Source organism: Mycolicibacterium stellerae (assembly GCF_003719305.1).
Taxonomy (GTDB): domain Bacteria; phylum Actinomycetota; class Actinomycetes; order Mycobacteriales; family Mycobacteriaceae; genus Mycobacterium; species Mycobacterium stellerae.
Genome location: NZ_RARC01000025.1, coordinates 1 through 14,327, shown reverse-complemented (window position 1 = coordinate 14,327; position 14,327 = coordinate 1). Strand labels below are relative to the sequence as shown.

The following is a 14,327-nucleotide window of genomic DNA, read 5'->3' as shown; positions in this document are numbered from 1 at the left end:
AGGTATCAGGGGTGAAGAGGCTCAGCGGCTGGGATGCGGTACTGCTGTATTCCGAGACGCCCACCGTGCATATGCACACCCTCAAGTTGGCCGTCATCGAGATCGGTGATCTGGAGGGCCGCAAGTTCGGCATCGACGAGTTCCGCGACGTCATTGCGGCGCGGCTTCACAAACTCGACCCGTTCCGGTATCAGCTCGTCGACATCCCGCTGAAGATGCACCACCCCATGTGGCGGGAGAACTGCGAGGTCGATATCGAATACCACGTCCGCCCGTATCGCGTTGACAGTCCCGGTGGCCGCCGCCAACTGGACGATGCGGTCGGCAGGATCGCCAGCACCCCGCTCGACCGCAGCAAGCCGCTGTGGGAGATGTACTTCATCGAAGGGCTGGCCAATGGCCGGATCGCGGTGCTCGGCAAGATCCACCATGCGCTTGCCGACGGCGTCGCTTCGGCCAACCTGCTGGCGCGGGGCATGGATCTACAGGACGGTCCGGCATCCGAAGACGCCACCTACACGACCGACCCGGCCCCGAGCACGGGCGAGCTCGTACGCTCGGCATTCGCCGATCACATGCGTCACATCGGTCGGCTGCCCGGCGTGATGCGCTACACCGCCCAGGGCATCGGCCGGGTGCGCAAGAGCAGCAAGAAGTTCTCATCGGAACTGACGCGGCCGTTCACCCCGCCGCCGTCGTTCATGAACCACCGGGTGGATGCCCAGCGGCGGTTCGCCACCGCCACACTCGCCCTTGCCGACGTCAAGCAGACCGCCAAACACCTCGGCGTCACCATCAACGACATGGTGCTGGCGATCTCGGCAGGCGCACTGCGCAAGCTGTCCCTGAAGTACGACGGGCATGCTGATCATCCGCTGTTGGCTTCCGTCCCAGTGAGTTTCGACTTCTCCAGGGATCGTGTCTCGGGGAACTACTTCACCGGCGTGATGATGGTGGTGCCGATCGAGCTAGAGGACCCGTTGCAGCGGGTACAGGCTACCCACGATGCCGCGGTCGACGCCAAGGAAACCCATCACCTGATGGGTCCCGAACTGGTCAGCAGATGGTCGGCCTACTTCCCGCCCGCCGCGGCCGAGAAGCTCTTCGGTTGGCTCGCCGACAAGGACGGCCAGAACAAGGTGCTCAACCTTCCGATCTCGAATGTGCCTGGGCCCCGCGAGTACGGCCGGGTCGGCGGCGCACTCGTGACCGAGATCTACTCGGTCGGTCCGCTGACGACCGGCAGCGGTTTGAACATCACGGTGTGGAGCTACGTCGACCAGCTGAACATCTCGGTGCTCTCCGATGGCGCCACGCTCGCAGACCCGCACGAGCTGACCGACGCGATGATCGAGGCGTTCGTCGAAATCCGCCGCGCCGCGGGTCTTTCCGAGGAACTGACGGTGATCGCCAAGGCGATGGCGCAGTAGCTACTTCTCGTCTCGGGTGGCGTGCACCCATGACAGAAACTTCTCGACAGCGTGCGCGGTGTAGTAGCCGCGTGGCGACCCGAAGAAGTCGAAAGCGTGCTGTGCATGCGGGATCTCGGAGTAGACCACCGTCTCCTTGGAGACATCTTTCAGCGCCTCGACGAACGCTCGCGCCTCGGGCACGGGAATCACCGAGTCGTCCACCCCGTGCAGCACGTAGAACGGCGGAGCGTCGGGTCGCACCCGGGTGATCGGCGACGCGTCGCGGTAGACCTGCAGGTGCTTTGTCAGACGCTTCTTGACGACCAGCCTCTGCAGCAGTACCAGGACGAACTCCCAGCGGCCGGGCCCCCTTGTGCTGAACCAGTCATAGCGCCCGTAGATCGGAACTGCCGCCACCACCGAGGTGTCGGCGTCCTCGAAACCCGGCTGATACTGCGGGTCATCGGGGGTCAGGGCGGCCAGCGCGCACAGATGCCCACCCGCCGAACCACCGGTGATCGCGACGAAGTCGGGGTCGCCGCCGTATTCGGCGATGTGCTCCTTGATCCAGGCCAACGCGCGTTTGACGTCGACGATGTGGTCCGGCCAGGTGTTCATCGGGCTCACCCGGTAGTCGATCGACACGCACACCCAGCCGCGCTCGGCGAAGTGGCTCATCAACGGATAGGCCTGCGGCCTGCGCATGCCGATCGACCAGGCCCCGCCGGGGACCTGCAGCAGCACCGGCGCCTTGCCGTCTCGCGGCAGGTCGCGTCGGCGCCAGATGTCGGCGAAGTTGACCTTCGGGTGCGGTCCGTACTGGACGACGTTGGTCTTCTCGACATACCGCCTGCGGATCAGGTCGTGCGGTGGCACGCCGACCAGTTGGCGTCGTCGCAGCGGCTGGGACTGCGCGGCGACGGTCTCGTAATCGTCGCCGAGTGTCTCCTCGAGCGGCCGATCGAAGTACTGCTTGGAATTCACGTTGCGGCGCATGATCAGACCCAGCACGCCCCAGGTGATCACCTTGAGCGCCAGGGCGATTCGGCCGTCTCTGCTCGCGTAGTCGCCCCGCAGCCACCGCACGACCGCGCCGAGGACCGAGCCCGCCAGGTACAGCGGGGCCATCTCGGATGTGGGCCAGCCAAGGAAGAACGCGGGGATGGTGGGGTACCCTTCGCGGCCGAACGGCCGAACGCCATTGGCGGCGTTCGCAAGCTCCAAGCCTGCGCGGAGCAGCGGCCTGCGCTTACCCATTGTCGACCAGTGCATTGAGGTCGGTGCGCACGATCTTGCCGGTGATGCTGCGCGGGAGTTCGTCGAGCACGGTGATCTGCCTGGGCACTTTGTAGTTCGCGAGGGACTCGCGCACATGCTGTTTCAACGTCTCGGGTGTGGCGCCCGCGCCCGCATTCAGCACGACGAACGCGGCAAGCCGCTGACCGTATTGTTCGTCGTCCACCCCGATCACCGCGGCTTCGGCGACGTCGGCGTGCGACGCCAGCGTCTTCTCCACCTCGATGGGGTAGACGTTCTCGCCGCCGGAGACGATCATCTCGTCGTCCCGCCCGACGACGAACAGCCTGCCGTTCTCATCGACGTAACCCATGTCGCCCGAGGCCATGAAACCTTCGTGGAAGTCCTTGGTGTTGCCCGAGGTGTAGCCGTCGAACAGCGTGCCGCTTCGGCAATAGATCTGCCCGACCTCGCCGGTTGGTAGCTCGCTGAAGTCCTTGTCCAGCACGCGAATCACCGTGCCTGGCGCGGGCTTGCCCGCGGTGTCGGGTGCCGCCCGCAGGTCTTCGGGGGTGGCCGAGGCGATCAATCCGGCCTCCGTGGCGTTGTAGTTGTTGTAGATGACGTCGCCGAACTGGTCCATGAAGGCCGTCACCACGTCGGGGCGCATCCGAGACCCCGACGCAGCGGCGAACCGCAAAGACCGTCCGCTGTATCGGTTTCTTACCCCGTCGGGAAGCTCCATAATCCGGTCGAACATCACCGGGACCACAGCGAGACCCGTCGCCTTGTGGCGGTCGACCAACTCCAACGTCGCCTCGGGGTCGAACTTGCGCCGGGTGACGATCGTGCACGCCATCGTCGCGGCGAAGATCAGCTGTGAGAAGCCCCACGCGTGGAACATCGGCGCCGCAACCACGATCGCTTCCTCGGTGTGCCACGGGGTGCGGTCAAGGATCGCCTTGAGCGCGCCGGGGTCGCCACCGGTCAGCTTGGCACCCTTGGGGGTGCCGGTGGTGCCCGACGTCAGCAGGATGGTCCTTGGCTTCTCGCTGGCACGCTTTGGTTCCTGCCCCGCGTGCGTGCCGATCATCTTCTCGACGCTCAGCGAGTCGCTGTGCGCCGACGGGTCGTCGGTCCAGGCGACGATGCGCGTTGCGTCCGGTCTGTCGGCCAGCGCCCTGTCGACGATCTCGGTGAACTCCTCGTCGTAGACGACGGCGTCCGCGCCTTCGCGGGCGACCACCTCGGCAAGGGCCGGTCCGGCGAACGAGGTGTTCAGCAGGAGCAGGTCGGTGCCGATGCGGTTCGCCGCGACGACGGCCTCGACGAAGCCGCGGTGGTTGCGGCACATGATCCCGATCACCCGCGGCTGGCCGCCGGGCAGGGCCTGCAGGGCCGCGCCGAACGCGTCGCAACGCTGATCGATCTCCCGCCAGGTCAGCGTGCCGAGCTCGTCGACGAGGCCCGGCCGGTCGGGGCATCGTTGCGCGGCGGAGGCGAAACCCGATACGGCCGAGATGTTCTCGCGGCGCATGGCGGCGGCGATCCGCAGATACTTGTCGGGCCGCAGCGGCGCGATCATGCCGGCCCGCACCATGGTGGCGACCAGGCCCGCGGTGTCGTTCAGTCGGTCCAACACAGCCATGGTCAGCCGAGGATCGGCAGGCGGCGTTCGGCGGCGAGTTCGTCAAGTGCGCGCTGCATGACATGGCGCACGTGCGCGTCGACCTCATCGATGTCGGGGTTCTCGCCGAACTCGGCGACGATGTCGATCGGCGGCAGCACTTCCATCGTGATCTTGGCAGGCAGCGGAATGTTCGGCGGGACGACCAGGCTCAGGCCGAACGGGAAGCCGAACGAGATCGGCACGATCTTGGCGCGGGCCAGCCGGGCGATCGGGCCCAGGCGCTTGGCCAGCCAGGTGCCGCGGGTCAGAAAGATCTGTGTCTCCTGGCCGCCGATCCCGACCGTCGGGACGATCGGCACGCCCGCGTTCAACGCGGCCTTCACGTAGCCGGTGCGGCCACCGAAGTCGATCTTGTTCTCCTCCAGCGTCGGCCGGTACACGTCGTAGTCGCCGCCGGGGAACACCACGACGAGGCCGCCGGATCGCAACGCCTCGTCGGCGTTCTCGTGGTTGGCGCTGATGTAGCCGATCTTCTTGAAGAAGTCCCCGGTGGGGCCGATCGAGAGCATGTCGTGGCTCAGCGTGTACAGCGGCCGGTCGTAGCCGTACTTCTCGTAGAAGTCCGCCGACAGGATCGGCACGTCCATCGGCAGCATGCCGCCGGAGTGGTTGGACACCAGCAGCGCCCCGCCAGGGGGCATGTTGTCCAGCCCGCGCACCTCCGACCGGAAGTACCGCTTGAGGAACGGCCGCATGATTCCCATGACGCGCTCGGTCAGGGCCGGATCCCACTTGGTGAGTTCCGACGGCTCGATATCGGTCGTGGCCATGGGGTCCCCTCATCGAATTAGAACGTGTTCTAGTTTTACATACTACCCAGTCTCTGTAGCGTGCCAAACCCTGCTCGCTAGCATCACCCGCGTGAGCGAAGAAGCCAAAAGCGAAGACGTCGTCCTTGTCGAACAGCGCGACCGCATCCTGATCATCACCATCAACCGCCCGCAGGCCAGAAACGCCGTCAATGCCGAGGTCAGCCGCGGACTGGCCGACGCAATGGACCGGCTGGACGGCGAGGAGGGCCTGTCGGTCGGCATCCTGACCGGCGCAGGCGGCTCGTTCTCCGCCGGCATGGACCTCAAGGCGTTCGCGCGGGGGGAGAACGTCGTTGTCGAGGGCCGCGGCATGGGCTTCACCGAGCGGCCGCCCGCCAAGCCGCTCATCGCGGCCGTCGAGGGATACTGCCTGGCGGGTGGATGCGAGCTGGCGCTGGCCACCGACCTGATCGTGGCGTCGAAGGACTCGGCCTTCGGTATCCCCGAGGTCAAGCGTGGCCTGGTCGCAGGCGGCGGCGGCCTGCTGCGCCTACCGCAGCGCATCCCGCCCGCCGTCGCGATGGAGCTGGCGCTGACCGGTGAGAACCTCTCTGCCGAGCGCGCGCACGAGCTCGGGTTGGTCAACGAGCTGGCCGAGCCGGGGTCGGCACTTGAGGCCGCGATCGGGCTTGCCGAGCGCATCGCCAACAACGGTCCCCTCGCGGTAGCCGCCACCAAGCGCATCATCGTCGAATCGCGCGGCTGGAGCCCCGAGGAGATGTGGAAAAAGCAGACCAAGATCCTGGCGCCCGTCTTCATGTCCAACGACGCAAGGGAGGGTGCGGTGGCCTTCGCCGAAAAGCGGCCGCCGAAGTGGACCGGCACCTGACACTGGAGGTATGACGCCGTCGACCGACGCGTCGGATCACGAACGGGCCGCGATTCAGGCATTCCTGCGCGGCGACGACGACGAGTGCGCCTCGCGGTGGGAGGCTGCGCATCGCACCGCGCTGGCCGCCGGTCACCTTGATGAAGCGGCCCGCTATGCCTTCTGGCTGGGCTTCCTCTTATTGGCGGGCGGCCAGACGGCACGAGCCAACGGCTGGTTTGTGCGTAGTGGGTCGTTGATCGCGCACACCGTGACAGAGTGCCGCGCGTCGGGCTACCTCCTCATCCCGCAGAGCCTCGGCGCCCTGGAAGCCAGTGATCCGCAACGCGCCCAAGCGCTGGGTGCCCGGGCCGCCGAGATCGGCGACCGCTTTCACGACGCCGATCTGCGGGCGTTCGGAAGGCTGTGCCACGGGCAGGCGCTGATCGCGGCCGGCGAGCCAGACGCAGGAATGGCCAAGCTCGACGAGGTCATGCTCTGGGCGGCGGCAGGCGAACTCGGTGCGATCGTGACCGGAATCGCCTACTGCGCTGTCATTCTCGAGTGTGTCGCGCTCTTCGATCTGAAACGCGCTGCGGAATGGACCGGCGAGCTCAGCGGGTGGTGCGACGCTCAATCCGGTCTGGTGCCGTTTCGCGGGCAGTGTCTGGTGCACCGATCCCAATTGCAGCAGGCGGAAGGCGACTGGCCGGGCGCTGTCGAGAGCGCGCTGCAAGCATGTGCGCGACTTGCCGATCCGCCGCACCCCGCGCTCGGTCTCGCGCACTACCAACTTGGCGAAATGCGTCGTCTGCGGGGAGATCTCGACGGTGCCGAGCATTCTTACCGTGACGCCGGTCGGCATGGTTGCGATCCGGTGCCCGGCGTGGCGCTGCTTGAGCTTGCAAGGGGTGACGGGACCGCCGCCAGCGCCACGATCCTGCGGGCGTTGGCGGAGTCCGGTCTCTCGGTGTCGCGGCCCGCCCTGCTCAGTGCCGCCGTCGAAATCCATCGCGCCAACGGCGATATCACCGCAGCACACCAGGCATCCGACGAGCTGTCGGCGATCGCAATGCGGTCCAGCTCGGAGCTGCTCACGGCGATGGCTGACCAGGCGGCGGGGTCGGTGCAGATGGAGTACGGAAAGGTGCCGGCCGCACTGAAGGCATTGAGGGCCGCGGCGACAGCTTTTCGCGCTGCGCACATGCCGTACGACGTTGCGCGTACCGCGGTGTTGCTTGGGCTGGCATGTGCAGCGATGGGCGACCAAAGTAGCGCCGGGGTGGAATTCAGCACTGCCAAGATCCTTTTCGGTGAACTGGCCGCCACACCCGACCTGAATCGAGTGGAGCGTCTGCTGGTCGGTCTCGCCGCCGATGTGGGTCGAGGCGACCCATCCACGACATTGTCAGCCCGCGAGCTCGAAGTGCTGGCTCACATTGCGGCAGGCCGAACCAATCGGGAGATCGCCGGGCGACTAGTCGTCAGCCCGCACACCGTCGCGCGTCACGTTGAACACATCTACGCCAAGCTCGGCGTCGCGAACCGGGCGGCGGCGACCGCCTACGCCTACGAACACCATCTGGTGTGACCCGTGGGGTGTTCGACCCATATGCACAGATGGGTTGTTCGGCCGATGCCGGATCCGCGTGCGATCACCAGACTTGCTGTCCATGTCCTCCGTCTCCTATCAGCATTTCACCGGGCGCTCGGCCGAAAGGTATCAGCGCATCTTCGTCCCCCTCATCGCCGAACCTGTGTCGAGAGACCTTCTGCGGGTAGCGCATCTGCAGGCGGGTGAACACGTCCTCGATGTCGCATGCGGCACCGGCCACATCGCCCGTGCCGCCGCGGAGCGAGTCGGCGGCACTGGATCGGTGACGGGAATCGACATCGCACCCGACATGATCCAAGTTGCCAAGACCGTTCGGGTGCCGAGCAGTGCCCGCGTCGATTGGCAAGTCGCGGAGGCCGCCGCGCTACCGATACCCGATGCCTCGGTGGACGTCGTGCTATGTCAGTTGGGGTTGATGTTCATGGAGAACAGAGCAACCGCAGTCGCAGAGATGCGCAGGGTGCTGGCGTCGCCGGGCCGACTCGTGATCAGCACGCCGGGGCGAATACCGCCGTTCTTCGCAGCACTCGAGCGAGCAATCGTCGAGCACATCAGCCCCGATCTCGGCGGCTTCGTCGGAGCGGTCTTTTCCATGCATGACCCCGAGGTCGTCGCCGATCTGCTCCGCACCGCCGGTCTGCGGGACGTGTCCTCGACGGTCTTGACGACCACGCTGAGGCTGCCTGCCCCCGCCGAGTTCCTGTGGCAGTACATCGGTCTGACCCCGATGGCGACGATCATCGAGCAGGCTCCGGACAAGGCGAGGTCGGCGTTGGAAAGCCAGTTCGTCAGCGAGGTGCAGCGGCACGTAACCGGCGGCGTGACCGTGGTGGATCTGCCCATGATCGTCGCGACCGCACGGCGTTGACGCGGCGAGCCCCGGGCACCGAACCGTTGCGTTTGTTGCGGCGTTACTCGAACTTCTCCGCATAGAGCCGCAACACTCGGTCTATGACCGCCGACTCCATTGCCGATTACTTCTATCGCGTCTCCTACACCGGCCCGACCGGCCCGACGTCGGATGCCCTCGCCGCGCTGGTGACCGCGCCCAACCGCTCGCTTCCGTTCGAGAATCTGGACCCGGTGATGGGTATACCCGTGGTCGACCTGCGGCCGGATGCTCTCTTCGACAAGCTGGTTCGCCGCCGCCACGGCGGCTACTGCTTCGAGCAGAACGGCGTGATGGCACATGTGCTGTCGCAGTTGGGTTTCGGGGTCGACGTGCTCGGCGGCCGTGGTCTGGATGAACAGCAGCGGCGAACTGCCCGCACAGACGCGGCTGGGAACCGCTCTACATGTTCAGCACCAGACCATTCCCGATGATCGACCGTCGGGTCGGGAGCCGGTATATCTCAACATTTCCGGAGTCCGGCTTCGTCGTCGGCCTGTCCGTTGCACTCGTCACCGACGACGCGCGGTGGAACCTGCGCGGCCGCAACCTCGCGATACACAGCGCGGGCGACAGCGAGCGGATCCGTTTCGACACTGCGGCCCGGGTCCGCGAGGTGCTGGACAGCTGACGACGCAGTGCAGCAGGAATTGTCATGTCCAACCTGGCGGCGAGAGACCATACTCGGTGAACGTGACCGATCCCGCTCGTCGCGACCGACTGCGCGAACTGCTCGACGCCGTCGTCGACGCCGACAACACCGATGTCGGCGACATGGCGCGCAGCAGTTTCGCGTCGGAGTTCCACTTCTCGCGGGAGGTGCGCAGGCTGACAGGGGAGTCGCCTGCGGCATTGCGGCGCCGGATCATGCTCGAGCGCGCGGCGTGGCGGTTGGGTGGCGGCGAGCCGGTGTCCGTGGTCGCCGCCGCGGAAGGGTGGTCGTCGGCGGAGGTGTTCTCGCGGGCATTCCGCCGCACGTTCGGGGTGCCGCCCTCGAAGGCTGCCGACATCGAGTTCCGCCTGCCCGCGCCCAACGGCCTGCATTTCCATCCGCCGCAGTCCTTGTGGCTGGACGGCGATGGCGACACTAAGGAGCCAGACATTTCCCAGCTGATGGTGGCGCACGACATCGCCGACACCGCATATCTGATCAACGAGGCCACGCAATTGTCGAAAGAGCAGTGGTTGGACGAGATTTCACCCGGGCAGGTGATCCTCGAATGGGACGGCAGGGAACCGAGCGTTGGCGCGGTGCTCGGCGCCATCGTGTGGACGAAGGAGGTCTGGCTCGCCACCATCGAAGGCCGCGACTTTCCGGGTCGCGAATCGACCCAACCCGATTCCGCCGGGGCGACGCAGCTCGCCGCTCATCACGCCGACCTCGGTAGCCGTTGGAGCGCGATGGTATCCGAGTACACCGCCGAGGGCCGTCTCGGCGACACCATCATCGACGCGCTGTGCGACCCGCCGGAGTCGTTCCAGCTCTTCGGCATCATCGCGCACGTACTGACCTATTCCGCACACCGCAGGCAACTGGCCCGCACGATGCTGGCGCGCCACGGTATCGACACCCGCACGGGCGATCCGCTCGACTGGATGAGAGGCAACTGACTTGGCGACCATCTACTACACGGCATCCAGCATCGACGGTTACATCGTCGACGACCGGGCGAGCCTGGACTGGTTGATAACCCGCAACATCGACGCCGACGGTCCATTCGGATACCGCGCTTTCAGCAACTCGGTCGGAGCGCTTGTGATGGGGGCGACGACATACGAGTGGATCCTGGCCAACGACCCCGACGAGTGGCAGTACGAACAGCCCACCTGGGTGATGACGCACCGACCCGACATCGTGCGGACCGGCGATGGAGTGCGCGCCTTTCACGGAGACGTGACCGAACTGCACCCACTGCTGGTACAGGCGGCGGCGTATCAGGACATCTGGGTGGTGGGCGGTGGTGATGTGGCCGCACAGTTCGCCGCCGCCGGGTTGATCGACGAGATGATCGTCAGCTACGCGCCGTGCACGCTTGGCACCGGTGGGCGGCTGATGCCTCTGCACACGGAGTGGGTATTGGTGGAGTCGGGGGTCAATGGCGAGTTCGTCTGCGCCAGGTGGCGCAAGGCCTAGTGGTCGCCGGTCGGCAGACCGTTGCGACGGACGAATTCCCTTGACTTGATGAGGAATTCCATCTGGCATGCGACCTGACGCAACGGCTCGGCATTGCGGATGGAGCGGCACAACACCACGGCGCCTTCCAACGACGCGATGCAGGTGACGGCGAGTGACTCGGCCTCTGCGGCGTCGAAATCGTCGGCGACGAAGGCGCGCGTCAATGCGTCGCGCCAGCGCCCGAAGATGTCGCTGGCGATGTTGGCCAACTCTGCTTCGTCGCTTGCGCAGCCGATCGCCGCCGCGACGACGGGGCAGCCCGCTCCGAAGTCGCTCTCCTGCAGCGTCCGTTCCCAGAACTCGGTGAAGCCACGGACAAGTGACAGCGCGCCTCGCCCGGCCGCGTCATCGATGCTGTCGGCGATCATGTCGCCTGCCCAGCGCAATGCCTCGGCCAGGATCTGGTTCCTGCCCTCTGGGAAGTGGTAGTAGACCGATCCGCGTGGTGCGCCGCTGCGGGCGAGCACCTCGTCGATCGTCACACCGGCGGCGCCGCGCTCACGCATCACCTCGGCGGCACTGATCAGCATGTTGCTTCGGGTTGAACCCCGCTTGGTCCGCGTCTTGGTTGCCGGCACGTTCTGAAGCGTCTTCACGCAGCCTGCTGGTTGCGCAGCTGCGACGGCCGCCATCCAACGGTTCGGGTGGCCAGCTGGTAGAGCCGCTGACGACGATCAGGCACACGGTGTGTGAACTGTCGGCCTGCGAAGTTGAGCTCGATGACCCACATCGTGTGCCTCCTACAGGTGAGCCGGCGCCGTTGCCGACCCGCTGATTATGATTTACACCATAGAACGCTTCAGGGACTTGTGCAATTCCACCAGCTGCCGATTCGCGCCGATCTCCCAGTAAACACCAGGTAAACACGTGTCAACTCGCTGGTCAGCCGGCCGGTTCTGCGGGAGCCAAATTATGGGACAGACCATAATCCGATGCAACGTGCTTCGGGTTAACTCCGGGGCTGCCGGGAAGGGTTACGCTCGCCCCAGTCGCTGCAGAAGGGCTAGCCATGGGCCATTACAAGAGCAATGTGCGCGATCTCGAGTTCAACCTTTTCGAGGTGCTCCAGCTCGAGAAGGCGCTGGCGCCCGGTGAGTTCGGCGACCTCGACGGTGAGTCCGTTCGGCAGATGCTCTTGGAGGCGTCGAAGCTGGCCGAGGGACCGCTGGCCGAGGCGTTCGCCGACGCCGACCGGCACCCGCCGACGTTCGACCCCGAGACGCACGTGGTGACGATTCCTGGGTCGTTCAAGAAGTCGTTTCGCGCCTGGCAGCAGGGCGAGTGGTTCCGCATCGGGCTGGATGAGGACATCGGCGGCGTGCCCGCGCCCGCGATGGTGGCGTGGGCGGTCAACGAACTCCCGCTCGGCGCCCAGCCTGCGGCGTTCATGTACCTGGCTGGCCCAGTCCTGGCCAACATCCTGTATCACATCGGCAACGACGAGCAGCGACAGCTGGCATCGCTTGCGATGGAACGTAGTTGGGCCGCGACGATGGTGCTGACCGAACCCGACGCAGGCTCGGATGTCGGCGCGGGTCGAACGAAGGCGGTGCAGCAGGCCGACGGCTCCTGGCATCTCGACGGGGTGAAGCGCTTCATCACCAACGGCGACACAGACGATCTGTTCGAGAATGAACTGCACATGGTGCTTGCCAGGCCCGAGGGTGCGGGACCCGGCACCAAGGGCCTGAGCCTGTTCGTCGTGCCGAAGTTCCTGCCCGATCTTCAGACCGGCGAACCGGGTGAGCGCAACGGCGTCTTCGTGACCGGGCTCGAGCACAAGATGGGCCTCAAGGCGTCCGCGACGTGCGAGTTGACGTTCGGCCAGCACGGTGTGCCCGCCGTCGGCTGGCTGGTCGGCGATTCGCACAACGGCATCGCCCAGATGTTCAAGATCATCGAGTATGCCCGAATGATGGTCGGCACCAAGGCGATTGCGACGTTGTCGACGGGGTACCTGAACGCACTGGAGTACGCCAAGACCCGGGTGCAGGGCGCGGACATGACCCAGATGACCGATAAGACCGCCCCGCGGGTCACCATCATTCATCACCCGGATGTGCGTCGCGCACTGATGACCCAGAAGGCATACGCCGAGGGGCTGCGGGCGCTTTATCTGTTCACGGCCGCACACCAGGACCCCTCGGTGGCCCAGCTCGTGTCGGGGGCCGATCCCGAGCTTGCCGAGCGGGTCAACGATCTGTTGCTGCCGATCGTCAAGGGCGTCGGCTCCGAACGTGCCTACCAGTGCCTGACCGAGTCGTTGCAGACGTTCGGCGGATCGGGGTTCCTGCAGGACTACCCGATCGAGCAGTACATCCGCGACGCCAAGATCGACTCGCTGTATGAGGGCACGACTGCGATCCAGGCGCAGGACTTCTTCTTCCGCAAGATCGCGCGCGACCAGGGCGTTGCGCTTGCGCACGTCGTCACCCAGATCCAGAAATTCCTGGACAGAGACACGGCAAGGCCGGAGTTGGCCGCCGGTCGCGCGGTGCTGGCCGCGGCACTCGCCGATGCCCAGGCGATGACGGTCGCCTTGACCGGATACCTGATGAGCGCCCAGGAGAACGCCCGCGAGCTGTATCGGCTCGGTCTTGGGTCGGTGTCGTACCTGCTCGCAGTCGGGGACCTGTTCATCGGATGGCTGCTGCTCGAGCACGCCGAGGTGGCGCTCAACGCCCTCGAAGCGAACCCGTCCGACCGTGACCGCGCGTTCTATTCCGGAAAGGTAGCCGCCGCAAACTTTTTCACGAAGAATGTGTTGCCGCGGCTGACCGCCGACCGCAAGATCGTCGACGATGTCGAGCTGACGGTCATGAACCTACGAGAGGAAGCATTCTGATGAAGGTGATCACGTCCATCGACGATGCCGTCGCTGCGGTGGGGGAGGAACTCGGCGTCAGCGAATGGCAGGAGATCGACCAGGAGCGCATCAACGCCTTCGCCGATGCGACCGGGGATCACCAGTGGATTCACATCGACGCCGAGCGCGCCAAGAGCGAAAGCCCCTACGGCACAACGATTGCGCACGGATTCCTGACGCTGTCGATGATCCCGGCGCTCACCAAGGACAACTACCGCGTTGAGAACGCGAAGATGGCGATCAACTACGGGTTGAACAAGGTGCGGTTCATCGCCGCCGTGCCGTCTGGTGGGCGAATCCGCGCACGCTCTGAACTCATCGACGCGGCCAAGGTGGACGACAACACCATCAACATGACGGTGAAGAACACGATCGAACTCGACGGCTCCAACAAGCCGGCGGCAATCGCCGAGACGATCGTGCGGGTGTTGTTCTAGCTGTTTCTTCCACGGCCAACGAGGGCGGACGCCGGTTTCACAGAGTTATCCACAGTTGCGAGTTCGTCCACAGCCCTGCGGTTGACCTGGTGATTTTGGTCGGGGGCTCTGGGTAGGTTCGAACCTATGTTCGATGGTTCGTTGCCTGAGATCGCCGGCCTGGCGGCGCTGGATGATGCCGCGCTGACCCAGGCCGCCGGGGGGTGGGCGCGCGCGGAGAACGCCGCGTGTGCCCGCAAGTTGGCGGTGCTGGCCGAGCTGTTCGCCCGCCGCACCGGGCTGCCCGCCGGGCAACGCGAACTGTGGTGGGTCGACGCCCAAGCGTCTGCGGTCGCCGAGATGGCCGCCGCGGTCAACGTCAGCCACGCCATGGCGCTACACCAAAC

Annotated in this window: 15 protein-coding genes and 1 pseudogene; 11 read left to right on the top strand and 5 right to left on the bottom strand. The window is 65.8% G+C overall.

Annotated features, from left to right (window positions below):
• Nucleotides 1-11: 11 nt before the first annotated feature.
• Nucleotides 12-1,430 (top strand): WS/DGAT/MGAT family O-acyltransferase, encoded by a 1,419-nt coding sequence (locus D6M19_RS24575; RefSeq protein WP_123027889.1) that lies wholly within the window; start codon nucleotides 12-14, stop codon nucleotides 1,428-1,430.
• Here the strand turns inward: D6M19_RS24575 and D6M19_RS24570 are convergent, their stop codons facing one another.
• From D6M19_RS24570 to D6M19_RS24560, 3 genes are read right to left on the bottom strand one after another with little or no spacing between them, the layout of a single operon-like run.
• Nucleotides 1,431-2,669, bottom strand: coding sequence for an alpha/beta hydrolase (locus D6M19_RS24570; RefSeq protein WP_123027888.1), 1,239 nt, complete (start codon nucleotides 2,667-2,669; stop codon nucleotides 1,431-1,433). It lies immediately after the preceding gene.
• Nucleotides 2,662-4,296, bottom strand: a complete 1,635-nt coding sequence (gene fadD12, locus D6M19_RS24565; RefSeq protein WP_123027887.1) for an acyl-CoA ligase FadD12 — start codon at nucleotides 4,294-4,296, stop codon at nucleotides 2,662-2,664. Before fadD12 ends, D6M19_RS24570 begins: the two co-directional genes overlap by 8 nt.
• A 2-nt stretch (nucleotides 4,297-4,298) precedes the next feature.
• Nucleotides 4,299-5,108 (bottom strand): lysophospholipid acyltransferase family protein, encoded by an 810-nt coding sequence (locus tag D6M19_RS24560; protein WP_123027886.1) that lies wholly within the window; start codon nucleotides 5,106-5,108, stop codon nucleotides 4,299-4,301.
• A 91-nt stretch (nucleotides 5,109-5,199) separates the two neighbouring features.
• Between D6M19_RS24560 and D6M19_RS24555 the strand changes: the two genes are divergently transcribed.
• The 7 genes from D6M19_RS24555 (at nucleotide 5,200) to D6M19_RS24530 (ending at nucleotide 10,596) form a co-directional block, all read left to right on the top strand.
• Nucleotides 5,200-5,979 (top strand): crotonase/enoyl-CoA hydratase family protein, encoded by a 780-nt coding sequence (locus tag D6M19_RS24555; RefSeq protein WP_123027885.1) that lies wholly within the window; start codon nucleotides 5,200-5,202, stop codon nucleotides 5,977-5,979.
• Between the two features lie 10 nt (nucleotides 5,980-5,989).
• Nucleotides 5,990-7,549 carry a helix-turn-helix domain-containing protein gene (locus tag D6M19_RS24550; RefSeq protein WP_123027884.1) on the top strand — a complete coding sequence of 520 codons (1,560 nt, stop codon included), beginning with the start codon at nucleotides 5,990-5,992 and terminating at the stop codon, nucleotides 7,547-7,549.
• Nucleotides 7,550-7,631: 82 nt separating this feature from the next.
• The gene (locus D6M19_RS24545; RefSeq protein WP_164478671.1) at nucleotides 7,632-8,441 is read left to right on the top strand and encodes a class I SAM-dependent methyltransferase; all 810 of its coding nucleotides are present in this window, start codon (nucleotides 7,632-7,634) and stop codon (nucleotides 8,439-8,441) included.
• A gap of 83 nt (nucleotides 8,442-8,524) precedes the next feature.
• Complete coding sequence (locus D6M19_RS24540; protein ID WP_234835028.1) at nucleotides 8,525-8,896, top strand: arylamine N-acetyltransferase; 372 nt, start codon at nucleotides 8,525-8,527, stop codon at nucleotides 8,894-8,896.
• Nucleotides 8,893-9,093 carry an arylamine N-acetyltransferase gene (locus D6M19_RS34930; RefSeq protein WP_234835027.1) on the top strand — a complete coding sequence of 67 codons (201 nt, stop codon included), beginning with the start codon at nucleotides 8,893-8,895 and terminating at the stop codon, nucleotides 9,091-9,093. Before D6M19_RS24540 ends, D6M19_RS34930 begins: the two co-directional genes overlap by 4 nt.
• Before the next feature lie 62 nt (nucleotides 9,094-9,155).
• Nucleotides 9,156-10,073: a helix-turn-helix domain-containing protein gene (locus tag D6M19_RS24535; RefSeq protein ID WP_123027952.1), complete on the top strand. Its 918-nt coding sequence runs from the start codon at nucleotides 9,156-9,158 to the stop codon at nucleotides 10,071-10,073.
• Between the two features lies 1 nt (nucleotide 10,074).
• Nucleotides 10,075-10,596, top strand: coding sequence for a dihydrofolate reductase family protein (locus tag D6M19_RS24530; protein WP_123027882.1), 522 nt, complete (start codon nucleotides 10,075-10,077; stop codon nucleotides 10,594-10,596).
• Here D6M19_RS24530 and D6M19_RS24525 read toward each other — a convergent pair.
• Nucleotides 10,593-11,168: a TetR/AcrR family transcriptional regulator gene (locus D6M19_RS24525; protein WP_206428625.1), complete on the bottom strand. Its 576-nt coding sequence runs from the start codon at nucleotides 11,166-11,168 to the stop codon at nucleotides 10,593-10,595. The genes D6M19_RS24530 and D6M19_RS24525 overlap by 4 nt on opposite strands.
• 62 nt (nucleotides 11,169-11,230) lie before the next feature.
• Complete coding sequence (locus tag D6M19_RS34365; protein WP_164478670.1) at nucleotides 11,231-11,368, bottom strand: hypothetical protein; 138 nt, start codon at nucleotides 11,366-11,368, stop codon at nucleotides 11,231-11,233.
• A 279-nt stretch (nucleotides 11,369-11,647) separates the two neighbouring features.
• Between D6M19_RS34365 and D6M19_RS24520 the strand changes: the two genes are divergently transcribed.
• From D6M19_RS24520 to D6M19_RS24510, 3 genes and pseudogenes are all read left to right on the top strand, one after another.
• Nucleotides 11,648-13,483: an acyl-CoA dehydrogenase gene (locus tag D6M19_RS24520; RefSeq protein ID WP_123027881.1), complete on the top strand. Its 1,836-nt coding sequence runs from the start codon at nucleotides 11,648-11,650 to the stop codon at nucleotides 13,481-13,483.
• A complete protein-coding gene (locus D6M19_RS24515; RefSeq protein ID WP_123027880.1) occupies nucleotides 13,483-13,941 on the top strand; it encodes a MaoC family dehydratase in 459 nt (152 codons plus the stop codon). Before D6M19_RS24520 ends, D6M19_RS24515 begins: the two co-directional genes overlap by 1 nt.
• Nucleotides 13,942-14,067: 126 nt before the next feature.
• A pseudogene (locus tag D6M19_RS24510) lies at nucleotides 14,068-14,327 on the top strand (HNH endonuclease signature motif containing protein); the annotation flags it as partial.

Bases quoted from the DNA above. Each gene is read 5' to 3' on its own strand.
- D6M19_RS24515 (WP_123027880.1), top strand. From the start codon at position 13,483: ATGAAGGTGATCACGTCCATCGACGATGCCGTCGCTGCGGTGGGGGAG.
- D6M19_RS34365 (WP_164478670.1), bottom strand. From the start codon at position 11,368: ATGTGGGTCATCGAGCTCAACTTCGCAGGCCGACAGTTCACACACCGT.
- D6M19_RS24550 (WP_123027884.1), top strand. From the start codon at position 5,990: ATGACGCCGTCGACCGACGCGTCGGATCACGAACGGGCCGCGATTCAG.
- D6M19_RS24525 (WP_206428625.1), bottom strand. From the start codon at position 11,168: ATGCTGATCAGTGCCGCCGAGGTGATGCGTGAGCGCGGCGCCGCCGGT.
- D6M19_RS34930 (WP_234835027.1), top strand. From the start codon at position 8,893: ATGATCGACCGTCGGGTCGGGAGCCGGTATATCTCAACATTTCCGGAG.
- D6M19_RS24545 (WP_164478671.1), top strand. From the start codon at position 7,632: ATGTCCTCCGTCTCCTATCAGCATTTCACCGGGCGCTCGGCCGAAAGG.
- D6M19_RS24570 (WP_123027888.1), bottom strand. From the start codon at position 2,669: ATGGGTAAGCGCAGGCCGCTGCTCCGCGCAGGCTTGGAGCTTGCGAAC.
- D6M19_RS24520 (WP_123027881.1), top strand. From the start codon at position 11,648: ATGGGCCATTACAAGAGCAATGTGCGCGATCTCGAGTTCAACCTTTTC.
- D6M19_RS24540 (WP_234835028.1), top strand. From the start codon at position 8,525: ATGACCGCCGACTCCATTGCCGATTACTTCTATCGCGTCTCCTACACC.
- fadD12 (WP_123027887.1), bottom strand. From the start codon at position 4,296: ATGGCTGTGTTGGACCGACTGAACGACACCGCGGGCCTGGTCGCCACC.
- D6M19_RS24560 (WP_123027886.1), bottom strand. From the start codon at position 5,108: ATGGCCACGACCGATATCGAGCCGTCGGAACTCACCAAGTGGGATCCG.